The 21,715-nt window shown below is 71.6% G+C and carries 19 protein-coding genes and 1 pseudogene; 11 read left to right on the top strand and 9 right to left on the bottom strand.

The features are described 5' to 3' along the window. Window positions 1–231: 231 nt before the first annotated feature. Window positions 232–879, bottom strand: coding sequence for a TetR/AcrR family transcriptional regulator (locus ABT053_RS35340; RefSeq protein ID WP_350975186.1), 648 nt, complete (start codon window positions 877–879; stop codon window positions 232–234). A gap of 85 nt (window positions 880–964) precedes the next feature. Between ABT053_RS35340 and ABT053_RS35335 the strand changes: the two genes are divergently transcribed. Continuing rightward, complete coding sequence (locus ABT053_RS35335; protein WP_350975185.1) at window positions 965–1,606, top strand: NAD(P)-dependent oxidoreductase; 642 nt, start codon at window positions 965–967, stop codon at window positions 1,604–1,606. A gap of 153 nt (window positions 1,607–1,759) precedes the next feature. Here the strand turns inward: ABT053_RS35335 and ABT053_RS35330 are convergent, their stop codons facing one another. Then, window positions 1,760–2,659: a TIGR02452 family protein gene (locus tag ABT053_RS35330; RefSeq protein WP_350975184.1), complete on the bottom strand. Its 900-nt coding sequence runs from the start codon at window positions 2,657–2,659 to the stop codon at window positions 1,760–1,762. 182 nt (window positions 2,660–2,841) lie between these two features. After that, on the bottom strand, window positions 2,842–3,669 hold the full coding sequence (locus ABT053_RS35325; RefSeq protein WP_350975182.1) for a class I SAM-dependent methyltransferase: 828 nt from the start codon (window positions 3,667–3,669) through the stop codon (window positions 2,842–2,844). A gap of 629 nt (window positions 3,670–4,298) precedes the next feature. Between ABT053_RS35325 and ABT053_RS35320 the strand changes: the two genes are divergently transcribed. Continuing rightward, the gene (locus tag ABT053_RS35320) at window positions 4,299–5,870 is read left to right on the top strand and encodes a hypothetical protein (RefSeq protein WP_350975180.1); all 1,572 of its coding nucleotides are present in this window, start codon (window positions 4,299–4,301) and stop codon (window positions 5,868–5,870) included. A 35-nt stretch (window positions 5,871–5,905) separates the two neighbouring features. Here the strand turns inward: ABT053_RS35320 and ABT053_RS35315 are convergent, their stop codons facing one another. After that, entirely contained in the window at window positions 5,906–7,078 is a 1,173-nt protein-coding gene (locus ABT053_RS35315; RefSeq protein WP_350975178.1) for a UDP-N-acetylglucosamine--N-acetylmuramyl-(pentapeptide) pyrophosphoryl-undecaprenol N-acetylglucosamine transferase, read from the bottom strand. Between the two features lie 346 nt (window positions 7,079–7,424). Between ABT053_RS35315 and ABT053_RS35310 the strand changes: the two genes are divergently transcribed. Continuing rightward, on the top strand, window positions 7,425–8,651 hold the full coding sequence (locus ABT053_RS35310) for a leucine-rich repeat domain-containing protein (protein WP_350975176.1): 1,227 nt from the start codon (window positions 7,425–7,427) through the stop codon (window positions 8,649–8,651). Window positions 8,652–8,703: 52 nt separating this feature from the next. Here ABT053_RS35310 and ABT053_RS35305 read toward each other — a convergent pair whose 3' ends face one another. Continuing rightward, complete coding sequence (locus ABT053_RS35305) at window positions 8,704–9,525, bottom strand: polysaccharide lyase family protein (RefSeq protein ID WP_350975175.1); 822 nt, start codon at window positions 9,523–9,525, stop codon at window positions 8,704–8,706. Between the two features lie 213 nt (window positions 9,526–9,738). Between ABT053_RS35305 and ABT053_RS35300 the strand changes: the two are divergent. Together ABT053_RS35300 and ABT053_RS35295 are read left to right on the top strand one after the other, a co-directional pair. Then, window positions 9,739–10,107, top strand: a pseudogene (locus tag ABT053_RS35300) (cellulose binding domain-containing protein); the annotation flags it as partial. Between the two features lie 51 nt (window positions 10,108–10,158). Beyond that, window positions 10,159–11,364, top strand: coding sequence for a cellulase family glycosylhydrolase (locus ABT053_RS35295; protein WP_350975196.1), 1,206 nt, complete (start codon window positions 10,159–10,161; stop codon window positions 11,362–11,364). A gap of 165 nt (window positions 11,365–11,529) precedes the next feature. Here the strand turns inward: ABT053_RS35295 and ABT053_RS35290 are convergent, their stop codons facing one another. After that, a complete protein-coding gene (locus ABT053_RS35290) occupies window positions 11,530–12,027 on the bottom strand; it encodes an aromatic-ring hydroxylase C-terminal domain-containing protein (protein ID WP_350975173.1) in 498 nt (165 codons plus the stop codon). Here ABT053_RS35290 and ABT053_RS35285 point away from each other — a divergent pair. The 3 genes from ABT053_RS35285 to ABT053_RS35275 are packed head-to-tail and all read left to right on the top strand — an operon-like array spanning window position 12,026 to window position 13,699. Further along, on the top strand, window positions 12,026–12,397 hold the full coding sequence (locus tag ABT053_RS35285) for a VOC family protein (RefSeq protein ID WP_350975172.1): 372 nt from the start codon (window positions 12,026–12,028) through the stop codon (window positions 12,395–12,397). The two genes, ABT053_RS35290 and ABT053_RS35285, sit on opposite strands and share 2 nt — an antisense overlap. A gap of 19 nt (window positions 12,398–12,416) precedes the next feature. Beyond that, window positions 12,417–12,962, top strand: coding sequence for a GNAT family N-acetyltransferase (locus ABT053_RS35280; RefSeq protein ID WP_350975171.1), 546 nt, complete (start codon window positions 12,417–12,419; stop codon window positions 12,960–12,962). Window positions 12,963–13,012: 50 nt separating this feature from the next. Then, window positions 13,013–13,699, top strand: coding sequence for a DUF4865 family protein (locus ABT053_RS35275; protein ID WP_350975169.1), 687 nt, complete (start codon window positions 13,013–13,015; stop codon window positions 13,697–13,699). A gap of 105 nt (window positions 13,700–13,804) precedes the next feature. Here the strand turns inward: ABT053_RS35275 and ABT053_RS35270 are convergent, their stop codons facing one another. Next, complete coding sequence (locus ABT053_RS35270; protein WP_350975167.1) at window positions 13,805–14,449, bottom strand: LysE family translocator; 645 nt, start codon at window positions 14,447–14,449, stop codon at window positions 13,805–13,807. A 307-nt stretch (window positions 14,450–14,756) separates the two neighbouring features. On the opposite strand from ABT053_RS35270, the gene ABT053_RS35265 reads away from it, so the two are divergent. After that, window positions 14,757–15,602 (top strand): alpha/beta fold hydrolase, encoded by an 846-nt coding sequence (locus ABT053_RS35265; protein ID WP_350975165.1) that lies wholly within the window; start codon window positions 14,757–14,759, stop codon window positions 15,600–15,602. After that, window positions 15,595–16,161 (top strand): TetR/AcrR family transcriptional regulator, encoded by a 567-nt coding sequence (locus ABT053_RS35260; protein WP_350975164.1) that lies wholly within the window; start codon window positions 15,595–15,597, stop codon window positions 16,159–16,161. Before ABT053_RS35265 ends, ABT053_RS35260 begins: the two co-directional genes overlap by 8 nt. A 76-nt stretch (window positions 16,162–16,237) precedes the next feature. Here ABT053_RS35260 and ABT053_RS35255 read toward each other — a convergent pair whose 3' ends face one another. After that, complete coding sequence (locus ABT053_RS35255; RefSeq protein WP_350975163.1) at window positions 16,238–18,988, bottom strand: glycosyl hydrolase family 95 catalytic domain-containing protein; 2,751 nt, start codon at window positions 18,986–18,988, stop codon at window positions 16,238–16,240. 593 nt (window positions 18,989–19,581) lie between these two features. Beyond that, window positions 19,582–20,694, bottom strand: a complete 1,113-nt coding sequence (locus tag ABT053_RS35250; RefSeq protein ID WP_350975161.1) for a winged helix DNA-binding domain-containing protein — start codon at window positions 20,692–20,694, stop codon at window positions 19,582–19,584. 266 nt (window positions 20,695–20,960) lie between these two features. Between ABT053_RS35250 and ABT053_RS35245 the strand changes: the two genes are divergently transcribed. Further along, window positions 20,961–21,638 carry a zinc-binding dehydrogenase gene (locus ABT053_RS35245; protein ID WP_350975159.1) on the top strand — a complete coding sequence of 226 codons (678 nt, stop codon included), beginning with the start codon at window positions 20,961–20,963 and terminating at the stop codon, window positions 21,636–21,638. Window positions 21,639–21,715 lie beyond the last annotated feature (77 nt).

Raw genomic sequence — 21,715 nt, 5'->3', positions numbered from 1 at the left:
GCTGTTCCTCACCACCGAGGCCGTCATCGCCGAGAAGCCCGAGAAGGCCGGAGCCGCCCCCGCCATGCCCGGCGGCGGCGACATGGACTTCTGAGCCCCCGGTCCCCGGTCACGGGCTTCTGGATCCACTTCCGGTCACGGACTTCCGAGTCCCCCGATCGGGGCGCCGGGCCCACCTCCGGTCACAGCCGGACGGGGACCTCCGGCCACGAACCCCTGGGATCACTCCGGTCAGGGACGAACGGGGGCCTCCGGCTCCCGGACACCCTCCAGGAGGGTCCTGGCCAGCGCGGCGGCGAACTCGTCGAGCGGCTGGGCGGCCGGGCCCGACGGCGGGCGCTCCCCGGCGAAGGCGTGCAGGAAGGCGCGCTGGAAGCACGCCCCGAGGAACAGGGCCGCCGCCGCCTCGGGGTCGGCGCCGGTCCGGAGGCGCCCGGCGGCGCGCTGCTCGCGCAGGTAGGCGGCGAGGGCGTCGAGCGGCTTGTGCGGGCCCATGTCGAGCCTGTCCATCTCCTCGCCGTGCCGCCGCAGCAGCGCCGGATCGGAGAACAGGGAGGCGGCGATCGGGAAGGTCGACGCGTAGAACGCCACGGCGTGCCGGGCGATCTCGGCCAGGGTCTCCTCGACGTCGCGCCCGTCTCCATCTCTGCCCACGCCCCCGTTCCCGCTCTCCAATTCGGCGAGGAGCGGAGCGAGCCGGGGCAGCCGTTCCTTCAGCACGAACGTGAACAGCTCCTCCTTGCTGTCGAAGTGCTTGTAGAGCGCGGCCTCCGAGCATCCCGCGACGCGGGCGATCTCCTTGGTGGTGGTGCGGGCCAGCCCGATGGTCCGCATCAGCTGGTCGGCCGCGTCCAGGATCCGGACCCGCGTCGGCTTCATGCTGGGCGCTCTCCCGGAGTTGACGAATAGGTGGGTGAACACTCACTCTAATGGTTAGTGAGCACTCACCAACCAGGAGGGCACCATGAAGCTGACCGTCTGCGGAGCGACGGGCGGTACGGGCCGGGAGGTCGTACGGCAGGCGCTGGAGGCGGGGCACGAGGTGACGGCGGTGGTGCGCGATCCCGCGCGGCTGCCGGACGACCTCACCGGCGTGCGGGTGGTGACGGCCGACGTGACCGACCCGCGCTCGCTGCGTCCCGCGATGGAGGGGCGGGACGCCGTGATCTCGGGTCTCGGCCCGCGCAACAGGAAACTCGCCCGGGAGGGCGTCGTCGCGCCCGCGACCCGGGGGATCCTGTCCGCCCTGGAGGTATGCGGGGTGCGCCGCTTCGTCGCGGTGAGCGCCGCCCCGGTCGGCCCCTCGCCGCAGGACGCCCCCTTCTTCGACCGCAGGATCATGACCCCGCTGATCCGGAGACTCCTGCGTGACGTCTACACCGATCTGGGGGCGATGGAGGAGGCCATCCGCGCCAGCGGTAGCGAGTGGACGGTCATGCGGCCGCCCCGCCTGCTGGACAAGCCCCGCACCGGGACCTACCGGCTCGTCGTCGGCGGCAACGTCCCCGGCGGGCACACGATCGCCCGCGCCGACCTGGCCCACGCGATCCTCGCCCTGCTGGACGACCCGGCGACGGTGGGACAGGTGGTCGGCATCGCGTACTGAACCACCGGAGGAGGCGTCACAGGCCCCGGGACGTGTCCCGGCGGTCATCCGAACCGGCAAGACCCGGCACGGGGACACCCGAACTCAATGAAACCAGGCAGAACCCGACAAAACCTGGCACCCGGTCGTTCCGGAGGCGCGGGAAGCGTCGCCCTACCCGAGCCCACCGGCGAACGCCCGGACGAACGCGTCGTGGACGGGTGTTCCGGGGATGTCGTCGAGCACGGCGAAGACCACCCGCTCGAAGCGTCCGTGGAAGGCGCCCGAGGGACCGAGGTGCGTGGCGAAGCAGTCCGCCACGAGCGCGGGCGAGTTGCGGAACACGCCGCACCCCCACGCCCCCAGTACGAGCTCGCGCACCCCCGAGGCGGCGAAGAGGCTCAGCGCCCTCCCCGAACGCTCGAACAGCACCTCCGGCAGGCGGGCGCGCCGCTCGTCGTTCGCGTCCATCGCCCCGGCGTTCGGCGCGGCCACGGTCAGGAACGAGACGGGGTACGGGCGGGCGAGCAGGTCGCCCCGGTCGTCCCTGAAGACCGGGACCGAGGGCGAGAAGATGGCGCGATCGCTGTAGAGCGGATCGCCCTCCTTCCGGTGGAAGGCGTAGAAGTCCGGCACCTCGACCAGGCAGCGGTAGAGCCCCGACGCGTACGCGAGGCTCTCCTCCTGCGCCTGGGTCCCCCGCAGGAAACCACCCCCGGGATTCTTCGCCGAGGCGAAGTTCAGGCAGCCGACGGCACCGTCACCACCACCCCGGCCGCCGCTACCTTGCTCGTCACCACCACCTCGGCCACCGCCACCGCCGTCGGCCCCGACCATCCGGCGGGCGGCCGACAGGGAGGTCTCGTTGACGACCTCCACCGAGGTCGCGACGGCCGGGGCCGGAGACGCGGCGAGCGGCCCGACCGGCTCGTCGGGCCCCCACAGCCGGGTGCCCGCGACGGCTCCGGCGAGCTCTTTCCCGATGGACACCCGCCCCCGCGAGGGGTGGTCGTACCAGCCGCGCTCCAGGATCTCCACGGTCTCCGCGGCGAGCGCCCGGCGTGCCTGCGACATCTTTCCTCCCGGTTTCCCGGGCTCAAGTTACCCTCATGGTGAGAAATTCTCAATATGAGAAAGATGAAGGGAGCGGCGTCGTCCGGCCACAGGAAGGCCGGGGTCGCCGACCCGAGCATCCTGCCTGGAGTGGCCGGACGGGATCGTGTCGCCCCGTTCGGACCACCGGGAGCCGCGACCCCTCAGCCGCGGACCGCGGTGAACAGGGCGTAGCTGATCTGTGGGATCTCCCCGAAGCGGCGGTATATCTCCCCGCAGACGGCGAGCTGCTCACCGAGTTCGCCGCCCAGGCGGATGGCGGAGGCAGGGAGGATGTCGCCCACCAGCTGGAAAGACCGGCTGATGTTTGGCCATATGTCGTGAAATATCTCGATCTTCAGTCCGGCCCGCTCCATCTCCCCGTAGAACTCCTCGACGGTGGGCAGGAAGTGGACGTTGAAGCTCCGGGAGAAGTGCTCCAGGTCCGCGGCGTCGTCGGCGGCGAGAGGGCCGAGCAGATACCACTCCCCCACCACGAACCGCCCGCCGGGACGCAGCACCCGGGCGATCTCGCTGAGGGCCGCCGCCGGGTTCTCCATGTGGACGAGCGACTCGATGGCGTACGCGGCGTCGAAGGAGGCGTCGTCGAAGGGGAGCCACATCGCGTCGGCGAGCTGGAAGTCGGCGTGTCCCTGGCCCTGGCCCGCCTCGGGGCGGCCCTCGGCGAGCCGCACCTGGTTCTCGCTCAGGGTGACCCCGGTGACGTGGACGTCGCGGGCCACGGCGATGCGTACGGCGGGCCTGCCGGTGCCCGAGCCCACGTCCAGGACGCGCTCGCCGGGAACGACCTCCAGGCGCTCGGCCACCAGGTCGGTGAGGTGGTCCGTCGCCTGGGCGACGGGCGCCTCGTCGTAGTCGTCCGTCCAGTAGCCGACGTGGAGGTTGCCGCCGAACGCGTCGGCGCAGGAATCGGTGAGCTGGTTGTACATCTCGCCGGTCATTCCTGGCGAGGGCTTTTCCTGCCGGGTCATGGTCGACCTGCCTTTCGGGATCGGTCCGCATGCTGTTCCGTGGCGGAAAAGCCCCGTGAAAGACGCGCCTTCCCGAGCTCGTTCCGGCCGTGTGGCCGGCGACCGTGACCACGCGGGGCCCCGTGGTCGCCGGCCTGCGATTTTCCATGAGAAATCACACGACATGAGAAATGACACGACGGACTCCTGTCGTGCGACATTCCCGGCCCGCACCACCCTGCACTTCGTGCGGTCGCCAGATTACTCAGAACGCGAGCGGGGAACGGCCGTGCCGCCTGGGCCTGTTCGGTAAATCTTCATTCATGGGACATGGGCCGCCGGTGGGCCGGGCCCCGCCGGGAGAGCGCACGTCCCCCGCCTCTCCGCCGCTACGCCTGACCAGGAAGGCGATCACCGCCCCGGCGACAGGCGGCGAGGCCCCGCGCCGGGGACCCGGCCGCTCCCCGATCGCCGTGCGATCCGTATCCGGTTGCCATGCGATTCACATCGGATCGTCACGCGGAAAAGGGAGGATCACCCCTCTTGCGCGGCCTGCCACCCACTGCGATGCTGCACGGGAATCCGCGAAACATCGCAGCGCGAAATAATTCCATCGAATTACTTACAAGGGGTGACCCATGGCGTTAGGCGTGGAAGTCGAACTCGCCCGGCCGATGCTCGACCTGAACAGGACGAACCTTCCCGGTGACACCGAGGTTTACGTTCTCCCGAGGCTGCTGAAAATCGTCAGCGACAAACGCGGAATCACTCTCGGCGGAACGAGGAGGACTTACTCGAACGTCGAATTCGTCGCCGTCCACTTCGACCAGCACGCCGGCTCGGCGGCGGAGGCCGAGGCCCAGCTGCGGGAGCGGCTCGCCGTCGTCGACTCGCTCAGGACCGACCTTTACCGCCACGCGGACAACCGCCTGCTGTCCAACGTGATCACCCCGACCTCGACCGGGCTGTACACGGCCTTCAAGCAGGCCAGGCTCGATCCGGCCATGCTCGGCGGCCTCGATCCCGTCCTGGCGCGGGACGCCCTGATCGCGCCGCAGACCTACCCGGTCCCGGACAACGCCCTGAACATGCTGATCCACTACACCGTCGGCATCGCACCCGACAGGCTCGGCCCCGCCCTCACCGGCATCGCCGCGCTCACGATGGACCTGAGCGGGTCCGGCAACCACCTGAAGCAGCACGCGGCGCGCGCCGAGGCGGTGGGCGTGCACTGCGCGGGGCTGATCCCCCAGGGCCGGGTGCAGCAGCCGCACCTGCCGGAGCTGGCCGGCTATCTGGCGCTCGTCTTCACCCAGGTCGCCGCGTTCGCCGACATCGTCGCGAACTCCGACGACAACGGCAGGGTCACCGGGCAGCCGAAGAACTACGTGGCCGCCCTCTCCCGGGTGCCGATGCGGACCGTCTTCGACTCGCTGCACGACGACGTCCGGGCCGCGATCCGGGGACGCGCCGGCGCCATCAGCGGCCACATCGGAGATCAGATCATTCCCGGCTTCAGCGACGGCGACTCCCGGTCGGTCACCAACCAGTCGATCACCATCGGCAACTACATCGCCTCGGCGCTCGGCGGCCGGGCCGCCGTCGACCAGGAACGCGTCTTCGGCGGGATGAACGAGACCGGCCTCGACCCGTCCGTGCACGGCGCCGCCGACCCCGACGCGGCCACCGGGCGCGGCGTGCCGGTGGAGCTGCGGGCCTACGGCACCTACCGCCCTTCCTGGCCCACCTTCGTCGCCGAGGCCGTCACGCTGCTGCGCTGGTCGCGCGGGATGGCCCTGTCGGACTTCCCCAAGACCGGCTCCACCGACCACTGGCTGCCCGAGGTCACCCGGCTCCTCGACGAGTACGAGGTGGGCGTCCGCAAGGTGCGCGGGGAGACCCCGCTGGCCGAGGGCGAGTCGATGTTCGCGGTGAATTGGAACGTTACAGTCCTGCACCGCAGGATCGCCGGGACCCTCAAGGAGTATCCCGGCTTCCCCGGCCACGCCCGCGGCCCCGGCTGGCAGCCCACCGACCTGGCCGGACTCGCCTGCTACCGGCGTTACACCGACCTCACCCAGAGGATCGGCGCCCGCATCGAGGGTTTCGACCCCGACCCCTTCCCCCCGCCCTTCGACTTCTCCGGCCCGATGGCCGACGAGGAGTCAGACATGGAATCCGACGAGGGATCCGACAAGGAAGAGTCCATGGAGATGAACTAGGACCTCCGGGACGGGGACCGCGGGCCCGGCCGGGCTCAACCGTCCTTGCCGTTCACCCCCGCCGCCTCCAGGAGCACCAGGGCCAGGCTGTCGGCGGCGTCGACGCGGCCGAGGGCACCGGCGGCGCCGGCCATCGCGGCGCGGGCGTGCGGGTCCCTCAGGAGGGCGTCGAGCTCGGCCAGGAGGTGGTCGGCGGTCGGGCCGTCCTCCAGGAGCGCGCTGGCGGCGCCCGCCTCGGCGAGGTAGCGGGCGTTCTGGCGCTGCTCGTCGGCGGCGGAGGGCACCAGGGGGATGAGGACGGACGGCTTGCCCACCGCGGTCAGCTCGGCGACCGTGCCCGCCCCGCTGCGGGAGACCACGACGTCGGCGGCGGCGAACACGTCGGCCAGCTCGGCGCCGACGTACGGCACCGGGCGGTAGCGGTCGCGCACCCCGACGGGCAGTTCGGCGGCGGTACGGGTGAACTGGGCGATCCAGCCGGGGCCGCACTGGTGGATCACCTGGGCGTGGGAGAGCAGCGCGGGCAGGATGGCCTCGACCATGGTGTTGATCTGGCGGCTCCCCTGGGCGCCGCCGGTCACGTAGACGAGGGGCAGGCCGGACGAGAGCCCGAAGTGGCGCCGTCCCGCGTCGACGTTGCCGCGCAGCAGGTGGGGGCGCACCGGGTTCCCGGTGATGACGGCCCGGTCACGCACGCCCGCGGGCAGGTGCTCGATCGAGGAGGGGTGGGTGAGCGCGATCCGCCGGGCGAAGCGCGACAGGATGCGGTTGGCCAGGCCGAGCGAGGTGATCTGCTCGTGCATCACCAGCGGCCTGCCCAGCACCCGGGAGGCGACCCCCAGCGGCACGCACACGTAACCGCCGGTCGACAGCACCACGTCGGGGCGGTAGCGGGCGGCGATGCCGAAGGCCTGGAACACGCCGACCGGGATCCGGAACATGTCCGCGAGGTTGGTGGCCAGCTCTCGGGGGTTGGGCGAGCGCCTGAGCTTCCCGGCCGTGATGGCGCGGAACGGGATGCCGTGCTCGGCCGCGACGCGGGCCTCCAGGCCGGCCGCCGTACCGACCCAGAGCACGTCCAGGTCGAGTCCCCGCGCGGCGGCGTGGTCGCGCAGGGCCGCGACGGTGGTCAGCGCGGGGTAGGTGTGGCCACCGGTCCCGCCTCCGGTGACGAGCAACCGCAGGGTCCGGCGATTTCCGGCCTCCATATGTCTGTCCATCCTTCCGATGTCACCGTGGTCCGTGCCCGGCCCCCGCCCGGTGGCCGACGGCCGGCCGGGCCCGTGCCCGGGTTCGTGCCCGGTCACCGCCCGGTCCGTGCTCGGGTCCGTGCTCAGGTCCGTGCTCGGTTCGTACTGGTTCGTGCCCGGCCCGCGTTCGCGGGCCGGGCCGGAGCGCTCAGGGGCCTCGGGCACGGTACCCGACGTCCAGGCGAAGATCCACTTTGCCCTGTGTCGCCGTACGGTCGCGCCCGGTGTTTCCCGACACGCCCGCCATCCGGGAGCGTCATCCGAACGGCTTTCGAAATTCGCGGCGATGAGTACGGTATGTGACATGGATCTGACGGTTGAGCATTTCTCCGGGGCGTCGGAGCGTCTCGGCGACGCGTTGACGGCGCTCCGGCAGCAGGCCGGGGCCGGCGCGGAGGCGCTGGACTATTTTGGCGACATCACGGAGGAGTTGCATCCGATCGGATCCTGGCTGCGGCGACCGGCCCAGGCCGGGGAGTGGCCGCACCACATCATGCCTCCCATCTACGGTCTGCTGTTCGCCCAGGCGTGGTCGCTGGCCTTTCCCGGCGAGACGCCCCCGGTCTTCCCCGACGGCGCGGAGCGGACGGAGTCGGGGTGGATCGTGCACCGGGCCACGATCTGGTTCGGCGACACGTACGTCCCCGGCTGGCTCGACGTGAAGGCGCCGCTGATCGTGATCGGCGGGCTGGTGGTGGAGGGGCTTCTCGACGACGGCGACGTCTCGGAGAGCTACCTCGCGGTCAGCGGTGACCTGCGGGCCCGCGCGATCCACAGCGCGGCCGACCATCTCGTGCTCGGCACCGTCGCCGCGGGGGTGATCTTCTGTTCGGGCAACGACGGGGTCCTCGTCGCGGGCGGGGACATCGTGGCGGACCTGTTCGTGCCCGCCGAGCACGCGTACGAGCACTACGGCCGGCTGCTGGCCGGGGTCATCGGCGCCGGTGACCGCGACGACATCGTGGCCGAGCGGCTGGCGCCGTGGCTGCCCTCGGGGTACGTCCGGCTCGGCGGGTACGGCGCGCCGGTGGACAGGTGGCGCGTCCTGCAGGAGGCCGCCGCGGGCCGGTCACCGGTGCTCGCCCAGCCCCGGCCGGTGATACTCCCGCCCCCGGCGCTCCTGCTCTCGGCCCTCGCCTCCCCCACCGGGGTGGAGGAGCTCGACCTGTCCGGCAGCCGCCTGCACCGCGTCCCCGAGGACATCTCGGCCCTCACCTCGCTGACTCGGCTGGACCTGGAGCACACGCCGCTGACCGGCCTGGACGGCATCGAAGGCCTGCGCACCCTGGAGCACCTGTCGATCAGGAACACGCCCGTGCGGTCGCTGGCCCCGCTCCAGGCGCTGAAGGACCTCCGCCACCTCGACGTCTCCTACTGCGACGACGTCCAGGACTGGGCCGTCCTCCTCGACCTGCCCGCGCTCGACACGCTCGTCGCGCACGGCTGCGCCCTCCCCTCGTACGTGCGCGCGCAGCTCGTCACCAGGCTCGGGGACCGCATCATCGGGCGCGGGCCCGGCCCGGCCGGCTGACCGGCCGGGCCGTACGGCTCGGAGGCGTTCCGGGGGCGTTCCGGAGGCGTTTTCAAAGGCGCCGCCGGAGCGCGGGGGCGGTCTCGCCCACCAGCTGGTAGCCGCGCATGTCCCGAAGGAGCATGTAGGTGTTCCGCAGCGAGCCCGAGGTGTCGCCGAGGGAGCGGTAGATGCCCCACTTGGGGCGTACGCGGTCGGCCAGGAAGGTGTCGACGCCGGTCTTCGTGGCGTCGACCACCGTGGTCCCGCCGCTGCGCAGGACCCAGCGCACCCACCCGGCGGCGCCGTTTGCGATCTTGATCTCGTACTCGACGTCGACCCACCTGTCCTGCAGCGGTTCGAGGTCGGTCCTGCCCACCAGGACGTTCTCGGCGAAGATCTTGTGCTCGATGGTCTGCCTGCCACCGACCCTGCGCAGCGAGGTCACCGTGATGGGGGAGGTGCCCCTGCCCGGCTGCTTGGTCTGCATGATGTGGGTGAAGGTGGTGGTGGCCCTCAGCGTGCCCGGGACGTACATCGAGTAGGTGACCCGCCAGGTCTCGCCGAGCCGCCACCGCAGGTACGAGCCGCCCTCGCGCATCCCGGTGACCTCGTGGCGCTGCCGGTCCGCGGCCCTGTCGCGGTCCGCCGTGTGCACGTCGAAGCGGAAGCCGCCGCCCGACACCTTGATGTGCGGGGCGGCGGAGGGGTGGGATCCGGCCCGGTCGTCCTCGACGGTCTCGAAGGCGGACAGGCCCGTCCGCGAGGCGTCCGGCGACCAGCGGAGCCGCCAGGCGGCGACCCCGGCCCCGGCCCCGGCCGCAGGGGCGGGCAGGGCGGAGGCCGGGAGCGGCGCGGTCGCGAGGACCGGCGGGGCCTTGCGTGAACGTTTCATGGCGGCCATCTCCGAGTCGCGGCGTATCGGGAGGTTACGCCATCCTGCCCTGATGAAACGCGTTAGGAAAGCTTCCTAACGATTAAATTTTCTCAGGCGGGCAAGGGGATCTGGGTCTTGCATGACAGGCCCGCGCCACCTAACGTCACGTGTCACGTTAGGAAAGTTTCCTAATAAAGCGCCACCGTATCCCACCCCCCGACGCAAGGAGCGATGATGCGGCGCACCACCCCAGCCCTGGTGCTGACCGGGCTGCTGACGTTACTTTTCACCCTGCTCGTCCCGTCCGCCGCCCACGCGGACACCGCGACGTTCACCAAGGCGCAAGATTGGGGCAGCGGCTACAGCGGCCAGTACACGGTCAAGAACACCGGGACCTCCACGCTGAACGGCTGGACGGTCTCCTTCGACCTCCCGTCGGGCACGAGCCTCGGCACGTACTGGGACTCCCTGATGACCAGCAGCGGCAGCCGATACACCTTCAGGAACCGGGAGTACAACGGCACCCTGGCCCCCGGGGCGAGCACCACCTTCGGCTTCACCGCCTCCGGCCCGGGATCGCCGGTCAACTGCACGCTCAACGGCGCTCCCTGCGGCGGCGGGCAGAACCCCGGTGACACCACGCCGCCGAGCGTGCCGTCGTCCCCGCGCGGCACCGGGACGACGTCCTCCTCCATCAGCCTGGCCTGGAACGCCTCGACCGACAACAGCGGCACGGTCAAGGACTACCGGGTCTACGAGGGCTCCGCGGTGGTCGCCACCGTGACCGGCACGACCGCCACGGTCTCGGGGCTCGCCGCCTCGACGACCCACACCTACACCGTCACCGCCCGCGACGCCGCGAACAACGAGTCGGCGAGGAGCGCGTCCGTCACGGCGACGACCCAGGCGGGCAGCGGCGGCGGCGGTACGCCCGTCGCCGCCAACGGGCAGCTGCGGGTCTGCGGCACCAAGCTGTGCAACAAGAACGGCAAGCAGATCCAGCTGCGCGGCATGAGCACCCACGGCCTGCAGTGGTACCGGCAGTGCGTCACGACCGGTTCGCTGAACGCGCTCGCGACCGACTGGAGGGCCGACGTCGTCCGCCTGTCCACGTACGTCCAGGAGGGCGGCTACGAGACGAACCCGAGGGCGTTCACCGACCTCGCGCACACGCTCATCGAGCAGGTCAGCGCGCAGGGCATGTACGTCATCGTGGACTGGCACATGCTCACCCCCGGCGACCCCAACTACAACCTCGCCCGCGCCAGGACCTTCTTCACCGAGATCGCCCAGCGGCACGCCGCCAGGCCGAACATCCTCTACGAGGTCGCCAACGAGCCGAGCGGCGTGAGCTGGAGCACCATCAAGGGCTACGCCGAGCAGATCATCCCGGTGATCCGGGCGCAGGACCCCGACGGGATCGTCCTGGTCGGCACCCGCGCCTGGTCCTCGCTCGGGGTGTCCGAGGGCGCCTCGGAGACCGAGGTGACGGGCAACCCGGTCAACGCCTCGAACATCATGTACACCTTCCACTTCTACGCGGCCTCGCACGGCACCGAGTACCTCGACACGCTGTCCCGCGCGGCCGACCGCATCCCGATGTTCGTCACCGAGTTCGGTACGCAGAACTACGCCGGCGAGGACGCCAACGACTTCGCCATGTCCCAGCGCTACCTCGACCTGATGGCGACCAAGAAGATCAGCTGGGTCAACTGGAACTTCTCCGACGACAACCGCTCCGGCGCGGTCTTCAAGGTCGGCACCTGCAACGCCGGGGGCCCCTGGACCGGCACGACGCCGCTGAAGGAGGCCGGCGTCTGGATCCGTGACCGGATCCGCACCGCCGACGACTTCTGACCTGTTCCGAGCGAAAAGACCGGGAAGAACCGGCCGGAAAGGGCCGGAGGGAAGAAACGAGATGACGGGGAGGGAGACCGGCGCGGAAGCCGGTCTCCCTCTTCGGTCTTGTCGAGACCGGGACCGGGTACCCGGGGAGCAGGACACTCGGGAGCCGGCGCCGGATCACGCGGGGGCGCCGAACCAGGTGGACAGCGCCTCGCGGAGGCCGAGGTCCGCCGGGACGCCCGCCCCCTCGTCCGGGGCCGTCCAGGCGACGTAACCGTCAGGGCGGATCAGGAGCCCGGCGGGGACCCGCCGGTCGGGGGTGGCGGTGACGACGTCCACCCGGTCCTTCCAGCCCGCCGCCGTCCCGGCCGGCGCGTTCCCGCCGCCGAGGTCGAGCAGGAGCGGGCGGGCGCCGTGCGTCAGGTCGGCGAGCCGCACGGTGCCCGCGTCCGTGGTGAGGGACAGCTCCGGCGCCGGGCCTCCGAGGAGGGGGTGCGGCGCCGGACCGGTACCGGCCCCGGGGCGAGCGTCACCGCCGGCCGTACCGGAAAGGCCCGGAGCGGCGGCGTCGGGGCGAACGCCGGGCTCACGGCTGCGGGCGTGTCCCCCGGGCGTGGCCGCGCCCCAGGACATCGGGTTTCCGGGGGACGGGGGTTCCTGCCAGGATTGGGGCATGGTGAGGATCGGGCAGGTGGTGCTGGGCGTCACCGACATGCGGCGCGCCGTCGGGTTCTGGACGCGGGCGCTGGACTACGCGCCCCGCGAGGGCCAGGCCGGGGACGACTGGACCGTGATCGAGCCCGTGGAGGGGGACGGTGTCCCGCTGGCGCTCGACGTGACGCGGACACCGGTCCAGAAGCACCCCCGGACGCACCTCGACCTGTTCGTCCCCGACGCCGCCGAGCAGGCGGCCGAGGTGGAACGGCTGGTGTCACTGGGCGCCGAGCGGGTCGCCTGGGACCTCTACCCGGACGACCCCGATTTCGTGGTCCTCGCCGATCCCGAGGGCAACCTCTTCTGCGTCATCGACCTCAGCCACGGCTGAGCCACGAAGGCGCGGGGGCATGCGACGACAGGAGGTCCCCACCGTGATTCTCGCCACCGGCCGCCTGACACTGCGCCCGGTCGAGGCCGGAGACGTCGAGGCGCTGCACGAGCACTGGGGCCACCCTCTCGTCCGGCGCCGCCTCTTCGACAACGAGCCCGTCCTCCCCGATCTCGCGGTCCGGCTGATCGACGACAGCCGCCGCGACTTCGCCGAGCGGGGCTACGGCCTGTGGGCGCTCGTCCCCGACTCCACCGTGGCCGGGGTGTGCGGCCTGCGCGGAACCTCCGGCGGCGAGGTCGAGCTGCTCTACAGCCTCTCCCCCGACCGATGGGGTGAGGGCCTGGTCACCGAGGCCGCCACCGCGATCCTGGAGTACGCCTTCGGAACGCTCTCCCTGTCCCGGGTGGTCGCCGAGGTCGACGAGGGCAACACCGCCTCCGCGCGGGTGGCCCTGCGGCTGGGGATGACGCGGGATCCCGCGTCACAGGACTCGCCGGAGCCGGTCCACCGCTTCCGCCTCACCGCCCCGGCGAAGCCGGACCACCTTCGGCCGGTCCGGTAGCGCACGCCCGTCCCATGCCGGCACCAGTCAGCACCAGGAGGTCCTCTTCCATGCACGCCATGCAGTACGAGATCGGGCTGCCCGCCGACTACGACATGGGGATCATCCGTGAGCGGGTGGCGACCAGGGGCCACGCGCTCGACGGCTACGCCGGGCTGGGGCTCAAGGCGTACCTGATCAGGGAGCGGGGCGTGGACGGCTCCGCGGTCAACCAGTACGCGCCGTTCTACCTGTGGAGCTCCCTGACCGGCATGAACGACTTCCTGTGGGGCGGAGGTGGCTTCCAGAACATCGTGCGCGACTTCGGCAGGCCCGTGGTCCGACACTGGACCGGCGTCGGATACGAGCGGGGGCCGTCGGCGTCGGCTGTGCCCCGCGCGGCCTCGCGCCGTACCGACCCGATCCCCGCCGACACCGATCCCGCAGGCGTGGTCGAGCGGGCCCTGGCCGACCTGCGGCGGCACGCCGGCACGGCGGGCGTGCACTCCGCGGCCCTCGCCGTCGACCCCCGGCACTGGGAGCTGGTGCGCTTCACGCTGTGGGAGCACGAGGCGCCCGGAGAGGGAGCCGGTCCAGGAGAGGGAAACGGTCCAGGGCGGGGAGACGGGACGGGACCGGAGGACGGAACCGGGAAGAGGAAGGGGGACGGGGTCGGGAAGGGGGACGGGGTCGCCTACCGGGTGCTGCACCTGTCGGCACCGCACCTGGACGACATCGCGACGGGCCGCCACTGGTAGGACGGGCCACCGGTGAGAGCGGGCCTCCACTGGTAGGACGGGCCACGGTGAGGGCGGGCCGCCACCGGTGAGCGCGGGCCGCCGTTCGCGACCGGAACGGCTCCCCTACGCGGCCACGGCGGGCGAGCGGTCGGTGGCGATGCGCAGGGCGAGCCCGCCGAGTACGGCGCCCATCAGATAGCGCTGCACACGCATCCAGGTGGGCCGCCCGCCCAGGAAGGTCGCGACCGAGCCCGCGGTCAGCACGATCAGGGCGTTGACCGAGAGCGCGATGACGATCTGGGTGGCGCCCAGCAGCAGGCTCTGCGTGCCGACGTCACCACGCGCGGGATCGACGAACTGCGGCAGCAGCGACACGTACAGGATGGCGATCTTGGGGTTGAGCAGGTTGGTGACGAGCCCCATGGAGAACAGCCGCCGGGGCGGGTCCGCGGGGAGGACCCCGGGCGCGAAAATCGGCTGGGCACCGGGCCGGATCGTCTTCCAGGCCAGCCACAGCAGGTACGCGGCGCCCGCGAGCTTGATCGCGACGTAGACGGCGGGCACCATCGCGAAGATCGCGGCGATCCCGGCCACCGCCGCCAGCAGATAGACCAGGAAGCCCACCGCGACGCCCGCCAGCGAGATCATGCCGGCCAGGCGCCCCTGCGTCACCGACCGCGAGACCAGGTAGACCATGTTGGGCCCGGGGGTGAGCACCAGGCCGAGGGCGACCGCGGCGATGCCCGCGAGAGCACTGACAGAGATCATGAGCACATCATCGAGCAGTTCCCGCGCCAAGAGAACGGCCAATTACGGAAATTGGCCTGGAACGGGACGGCCGGGACCGCGACCACCACGCCGACCACCCGTCGCGCCCCCCTTGAACTCCACTGACCTTCACTGAACTCAGCCGACCTCAGCAGCAGACCTCAGCCGAAGCCGACCTCCGCGACCTCCGGCAACCTCAGCCGACCTCAGCCGCGAGAAGGCCGGCCCCGAAGGAGCGACCCGGCCGCGAACTCTCCCTGCGGACGGCCCCTTGACGACGAAAGCTATTCACCTTAGCTTTGAGGCTATGAGCGATAGCCGAGGAGTGCGCGTGATGGGTACGGAGTTCCTGGAGATAACCGGTGGGCGGCTGGCGTACGAGGTCATCGGGCCGCAGGACGGGCCGCTGGTGGTGTGCGCGCACGGCATGGGCGACACCCGCAAGGTGTTCCGGTTCCTGGCGCCGCGGCTGGCGGAGGCGGGCTACCGGGTCGCCGCGGTCGACGTGCGCGGCCACGGCGAGTCGAGCACGGGCTGGCCCGACTACAGCCCTCGGTCGGTCGGCTCCGACCTGCTGGCCCTGGTCCGCCACCTGGGCGGTCCCGCCGTCCTCGTCGGCAGCTCCTCCAGCGCGGGGGCGGTGGCCTGGACCACGGCGACCGCGGCCGAGGGCGAGGTGAGCGCCGTGGTCATGCTGGCGCCCTTCGTCGGGCGGCCTCAGCTCGGCCTGATGCTCCGGCTGGCGCAGAACCTCGTCATGGCCAGCCCGCTCCTGTGGGGGATGTACTACCGCTCGCTCTATCCCACCGCGAAGCCCGCCGACCTCCCCGGCTACCTGCGCGAGCTGAGGGCCACGCTGCGCGAGCCGGGCAGGATGGCCGCCGTCTCCGGGGTGGTCGCCCCCGCCGAGGGCCACTGGACCGACTGCGCCCCCCGCATGACCTGCCCGGCGCTGGTCGTCATGGGGTCGAAGGACCCCGACTTCCCCGATCCCGCCGCGGAGGCCCGCCTGGCCGAGGAGGTGCTGAGGCCGTACGCCGCCACGACCGGGGTCGCGATGATCGAGGGAGCCGGCCACTACCCGCACGCCGAGCTGCCCGAGGCCACCTTCGCCGCCCTGGAGGGGTTCCTGGCCGGAGCGGCCCGTGCCTAGGGCGGGCCTGACCTCCGGCGCGGTGGTGGACGCGGCACTGGCCCTGATCGACGAGGAGGGCCCCGACGCGCTGACACTGGCCGCGGTGGCCGCCCGCACCGGGGTGGCCGCCCCCTCCCTGTACAAGCACGTCCGCGGCCTGCCCGAGCTGCGCAAGCTCGTCGGCCTGCGCGTGATGGACGACATGGCGGCGCGCCTCGGCACCGCGGCCATGGGGAAGAGCCGCGACGAGGCGACGGCGGCCCTGATGCGTGCCTGGCGAAGCTACGTGGTCGACTTCCCGCACCGCTACGCGGCCTTCCCCGACAACCCGCTGAAGGACCCCGACCTGGTCGGCACGGCGACCCGCCTGCTGGAGGTGATCCTCGCCGTGCTGCGCGGCTACGGGCTGGAGGGGTCGGCGGCGCTCCACACCACCCGCTGCGTCCGCGCGGCCGTGCACGGTTTCGCCTCCCTGGAGGCGGCCGGCGGGTTCGGCCTGGACGAGGACCTGAACACCAGCTACGAGATGCTGATCGCCATGGTCGTCTCCGGCCTGCCCAGGACGTCCACTCGGTGAAAAGGCCCGGCGCCGACGGCGCCGGGCCCCTCTCATCCGGATGTCATCCGCGTGTTATCCGGGTGTCATCCGGGTCTCACCGGGCGGGCGTGAAGGTGTAGGTCGCGCCCTTCTCCGCCACGACGCGCAGCATCGCCTTCCCCGCGCCGATGTCGCTCACCGTCCCGTCGTCCGACGACACGTTGACCTTCGTCCCCGTCCACGGGTTCTTGACCTCGAACCTGCCGCCCTGCTCGCTCTTCACGGTGATGTACTCCACCGCGTCACCGGTGCGCCTGGCGCTGACGACCAGGCCGCCCTTCTCGCGCAGGTCGTGGAACGCGCCGCTCTTGCCCGCGGGCCAGACCGGGAAGACGTGGACCAGGCCGTCCCAGCTCTGCAGCAGCATGTTGTTCAGCGCCTCGATCGCGCCGGCCTTCTCCAGGCCGTGGTAGCCGTCGGCGATCCGCAGGTTCGCCACCGACCTGCTGGTGATCTGCTGCTTGAGACGGTCGATGATCGTCTGGGCGGGGTAGCCGACCCGGGCGGCCTGGGTGAAGACCTTCGGGAAACTGTTGTCCTGGCCCCACGCGTTCATCGCGGTGATGGTGTCGATCGCGGTCCGCCGCTCGATCTCGGGCGAGCCGATGCCGATCTGGTCACCCGGGTGGACGAACTCCAGGTTGACGGTGTTGTCACCGGGGCGGATGTCCGGGAGGCCGACCAGGGTGCCGGGCTCGCCCAGGGCGTACACCGTCTTGCCGTTGTGGACGGTGGTGGGCGCGGGCGGGAGGTTGCGCAGGATCTTGCCCCACACCCAGCGCCGGTCGGCGTCGGCGCCGAGGCGGACGCTGGCCTCCTCCAGGGTGGTGAGCAGGCGCTTCAGCATGCCCAGGTCGGCGCTGGAGTTCTTGCCCCAGGTGCCCTCGTGGGGGCCGCCCATGGAGAAGTACCGGCCGGTGGCCTCGTCGCGCTCCAGCCAGTTCTCGAAGAAGGCGGCGACCTCCTTCATGAACGGGTAGCCGGTCCGGCGCAGCCACTCCTCGTCCCGGGTGTAATCCCAGTACGACAGGTACTGCGTCACCGCGAACAGCGAGTTCGCCACCTGCTGGTGGTAGATGTCGCCGACGGTCCCGCCGAAGGGCGCGATGCCCACCGGGAACAGCACGCCGGAAGGCATGCCGCCGGAGGGGAAGCGGCTGTCGACGTAGTCGGGCTTGACGTCGCGCAGGTCGGTCCTGGCCCGCTCGCGCGCCTCCGGCAGGTAGTCGGTCACCAGGTCGAAGTACGGCAGCGCCAGCTCCGGCCGGTTGCCGCTGTAGACGCCGTAGTAGTTGGCCTGCCAGTTGTAGTTCATGTGCATGTCGCCGCCCCACAGGGGGTTGTCCGACGTGGCCCAGATGCCGTACAGGCCGGACGCGGTCTTGCCCTCGCGGAGCGAGGAGCCCAGGAAGTACAGCGAGCTGTAGTAGAACCTCTCCAGCACGTCGTCGTCGAGGTCGACGTACGAGCGCAGCCAGTAGTTCTTCCACCAGTCCAGGTGCTCGGCGTAGAGCGCGTCGACCGAGGCGGCGCTCTGGGCGCGGGCCAGGTCGATCGCGGCGGGGCCGGGGTCGGGGTTGTTCGCGCCGCCGCCGGTGACGGCGGTCACGATGTCGACGGTCTCGCCGGGAGCCAGCTCGAAGGTGGTCCGGCCGGCCGAGGGGGCGCCGATCGGGGTGCCGCCGATGACGCGGGTCGCCAGTGAGGCGCGGGAGACCCAGGCGCCGCCGGAGGGGGTCGACCGGGTGGCCCACTGGGTGTCACCGGACACGCCGGTGGCGACGGGCATGTTCCGGCCGCCCTGGGCCCCGGCGGCGGTCTGCGCGCGCAGCCGGACCGGCGCGGTGCCCCGTGAGGTGATCGAGGTGACCACCAGGTTGCTGTCGGCGCCCATGAAGGTCCTCATGGTCACCGGGGTGCCGTTGATCACCATCGAGGTGTCGACGTCACCCTTGAGAATGTTCTGCTCCTCCAGGAAGGGGCCGGTCGGGGTGGTGGGGCCCTCGACGTCGTAGAGCTCGAACTGCCCGATGCGGGCCCGCGGATTGCCGATCGAGTCGGGGGTGGTGCCCTGTGTCGGCTCGGTCAGGTTCAGGCGCAGGTAGCGCGCGGTCACCTCCGGGAAGGCGCGGTCGGTCGTCGCGAGGGTGTTGTTCGCGACGGTGTCGATCGTGGTCCAGGCGGTGCCGTCGGTGCTGGCCTCAAGGGTCCAGTCCTTGCTGGTGTTGGCCGTCTCGCCGGGACGGGCCGCGGCGTCGTGGCGCAGGATGTAGCGCCGGAAGGTCTTCGCGGAGCCCAGGTCGAGCCGGAGCCACTGCGGCTTGCCGACATCGGAGACCCAGCCTTCGTAGCCGGCCGCCCAGGCGCCGCTGACCGCGCGGCCGGCCGGGAAGGCCGGGTGGTTGCTTGAGGAGGTGGCGGTGGCACCGAGCGCCAGGTTGGAGGCGGTGACGGTGGTGTCGGGCGCGATCGTCACGGAGCCGAGGGCGACCAGCGAGGGGCTGGGCGCGGCGGTCCAGAAGTTGCCCTTGGAGATGTGGAAGGTCTTGTAGCCGTCGCCGCCGCCGGAGGTCACACCGACGTCGCCGTTTCCGAGCAGGGCCGTGTCGGGCATGGTGCTGTTGACCGAGCCGGCGTAGCCCTGGTTGGTCCAGCGGCCCTTGACCGGGCCGGCGAGTGACTGGATCTCGTTCCACCGCTCCTCGGCGGTCGGGATCGCGGCCGCGGCGGGAGGCGCCGTGACCAGCGAGCCGGTGAGCGCCGTCGCCGTGACGGCGGCCGCCAGGATGCCTCGCGTGTTTCGCATGGGGGGTGCCTTTCTACCCCTGCCTGAGCAGGCAAAAGACCTCTTCCGGCCTGATTGGACCGGTCGAGATAACGTTATCTCGAAGGGTAGGGTGTTACCGGCGGATTTCTGAAGGCAGGTCGCTGTTACAGATTCATCACGCACTCCGGCCCCTGCTCCCCAACCCACAGCCCCCGAAGCCCCGGAGTTAAGGCGAGCCGGAGGGTCCGCGGAACGAGGTGACGGGTCTTCGCACCCTCGCGCCGGGTCTTCGCACCCTCCACGCCCTCGCCGAGCAAGGAAGCCGGGGAGTGTGCCGGGCCGGGGATCACGGGTCAGATCCCGGCGATGAGACCGTCCGGCAGGCCGGGCCGACATGCTACGTGGACGTCCGGCCCTTGTCGCCACCCGCGAGAAACCGGGAGGACCGGGCCGGCGCGATCCATCCTGAGCCGTCCCCGTTACCGCGACGGCTCTTCGCGATGGACGGTGCGGCCATCCGCCCGGGCCGTCGTGGCGCGTCCGGTTCCCGTTGACCCCGCCGACCGGCCACCTCCCCGGGAGGCCGCGCACTCCCGGTCCGCGCCACACCTGACGGAGGCGACGTAAGTCGCTCAAGCCTCCCGGAAACGGATGTCGCGAGACGTCGCCACCGGGGCGATGAAGTCGAGCATGCGCGCCCCCTCCACCTCCAGCTCCGCCCGCTCCCCCTCGCTCACCGGCGCGAAGAGCTCGACCTCCAGGATCGCCTCGCCCCGTTTCCCCGTCACCTTCCACATGCCCCGTACGAAACCGTCGACCAGCACCGTCGCCTTGATGATGCCGTTGATGGTGAAGATCCGCCCCCGGTACTCCTCCTCGGTGATCCGGGTCCTGGTCCGCTGGGCGAACGACAGCAGCGTGTTGTCGAACTCCGACAGGTAGCGCACCGGGGCGGGGGTCCCGGGGTCGGGGCGCGACGCCTCCGGCAGGTCGAACAGCTCCGCGCCGTCCTCGGTCACGAAGACCCGCAGGTCCATCTCGCGGAAGACGTCCCCCAGGCGGGTCATGCCCGACCACTGCTGGGCGTCCATCACCGTGGCGGGACCGTAGGCGGCGAGATAGCGGCGGATCGCCTCCTCCGCCGCGACCCGGCCGGGCCGCTCGTCCTGGGAACGGCCCAACCACGCCTCCGCGGTGGTGTGGGCGGCCTGCCCGCCCACCCCCCAGATCCCCCTCGGCGGGACCTGGACCAGCGCCAGTGTGTTGCGTACCCCGGCGACCAGGTCGGCGGCGGGAGCCTGCGGCCACCGCTCCCGCAGCAGCGCGCCGAGCTCGCGGAAGGTCAGCGGGCGCTCCTCCACCAGCTTCCGTCCCACGGCGGCGAGCTCGTCCAGGTCCACGTCCGCCAGGCCCTTGCCGTGCGCCGTCCCCCGCAGGCCCCGGGCCAACATCGGCCCCAGCAGCGGGCGCAGCGCCATGCAGTCGTCGGCGGTGACGAGGTGGATGGTGGAGCGCATCAGCGACAGCCGCACCACCAGGCGCTCGTTGATCAGCCGGGCGAGGTCGTCGGCGGCGAACCCCGACAGGCGGGTCCACAGCCCGATGTAGGGAGGATTCGGCGCCTGGGCCTGCATGCCGTACAGGTGACGGACCGCCTCCAGCGCGGGCAGCTCCGCGCGGGCCAGCAGCAGCTGCCGCTCCAGGGTGGCCCGGTTGAGCGCGCGCCTGCTGAGCACCTCGGGCATGCGTGTCCTCTCGTGTCTCGTGGGCGAGCCACGACACCGCGACGCGAGCGGCGCGACGTGGCGTGCGTGATGTGGCGTTATGTGACGTGGCGTGCGTGGCGTGGTGAACACCGTGGTGTCCGCTTCCGGGACTGTGCCGTTCGCTTACGGGACCGTGGTGTCCGCTTCCGGGTCCGCGCCAGAGTATCCAAGGTGCTTGACCTTCACGCAAAGGTCAACATCTAGCCTCCCGACCACCGCCACGAACGGCTCCACGGGAGACACCGATGACCATCACCGCACGCGAGATCCACCTCACCCGCCGCCCCGCGGGCCGTCCGGGTCCCGAGCACTTCCGGCTGGTCGACACCCCGCTTCCCCCGCCGGGACCGGGACAGGTGCTCGTACGCAACCGCTACCTCGCCATGCGCGCCGTCATGCGCACGCTCATGACCGGGACCGGCCTTCCCCTGCCGTCCTACCGTCCGGGCGAGGTCATGTGGGGACCCGCGATCGGAGAGGTCGTCGCGGGCGGAGGGCCGGGCACGCCCCCGCCGGGCACCCTGGTCGCGCACCGCCACGGCTGGCGCGACCATGTCCTCGCCGGCGCGTCCGAGTTCGGGGAACTGCCGGACGGCCCCGACTCCCTCGCCCCCCTCGTCCACCTGGCCCAGGCGGACACCGCCTACGTCGGGCTGGTGGAGGCGGCCGGGCTGCGGGAGGGCGACACCGTCTTCGTCTCCGGTGCCGCCGGGCCGGTCGGCGTCATGGCCGGTCAGATCGCCCGGCTCAAGGGCGCCGGTCGCGTCGTCGGCAGCGCGGGATCCCCCGCCAAGGCCGCCTGGCTGGTCGGCACCCTCGGCTTCGACGCCGCCTTCGACCGCCACGACGGGCCGATCGCCGACAGGCTGCGGGAGGCCGCGCCGGGCGGCGTCGACGTCTGCTTCGACAACGTCGGCGGGTAACAGCTCCAGGCCGCCGTCATGCGGACGGCCCGGGAGCGCCTCGCGGCACTCGACGACCGCATCGGCAGGCTGACCCG

Source organism: Streptosporangium sp. NPDC002524, from assembly GCF_040295985.1.
Taxonomy (GTDB): Bacteria; Actinomycetota; Actinomycetes; order Streptosporangiales; family Streptosporangiaceae; genus Streptosporangium.
This window is presented reverse-complemented; position numbering and strand designations above follow the sequence as displayed.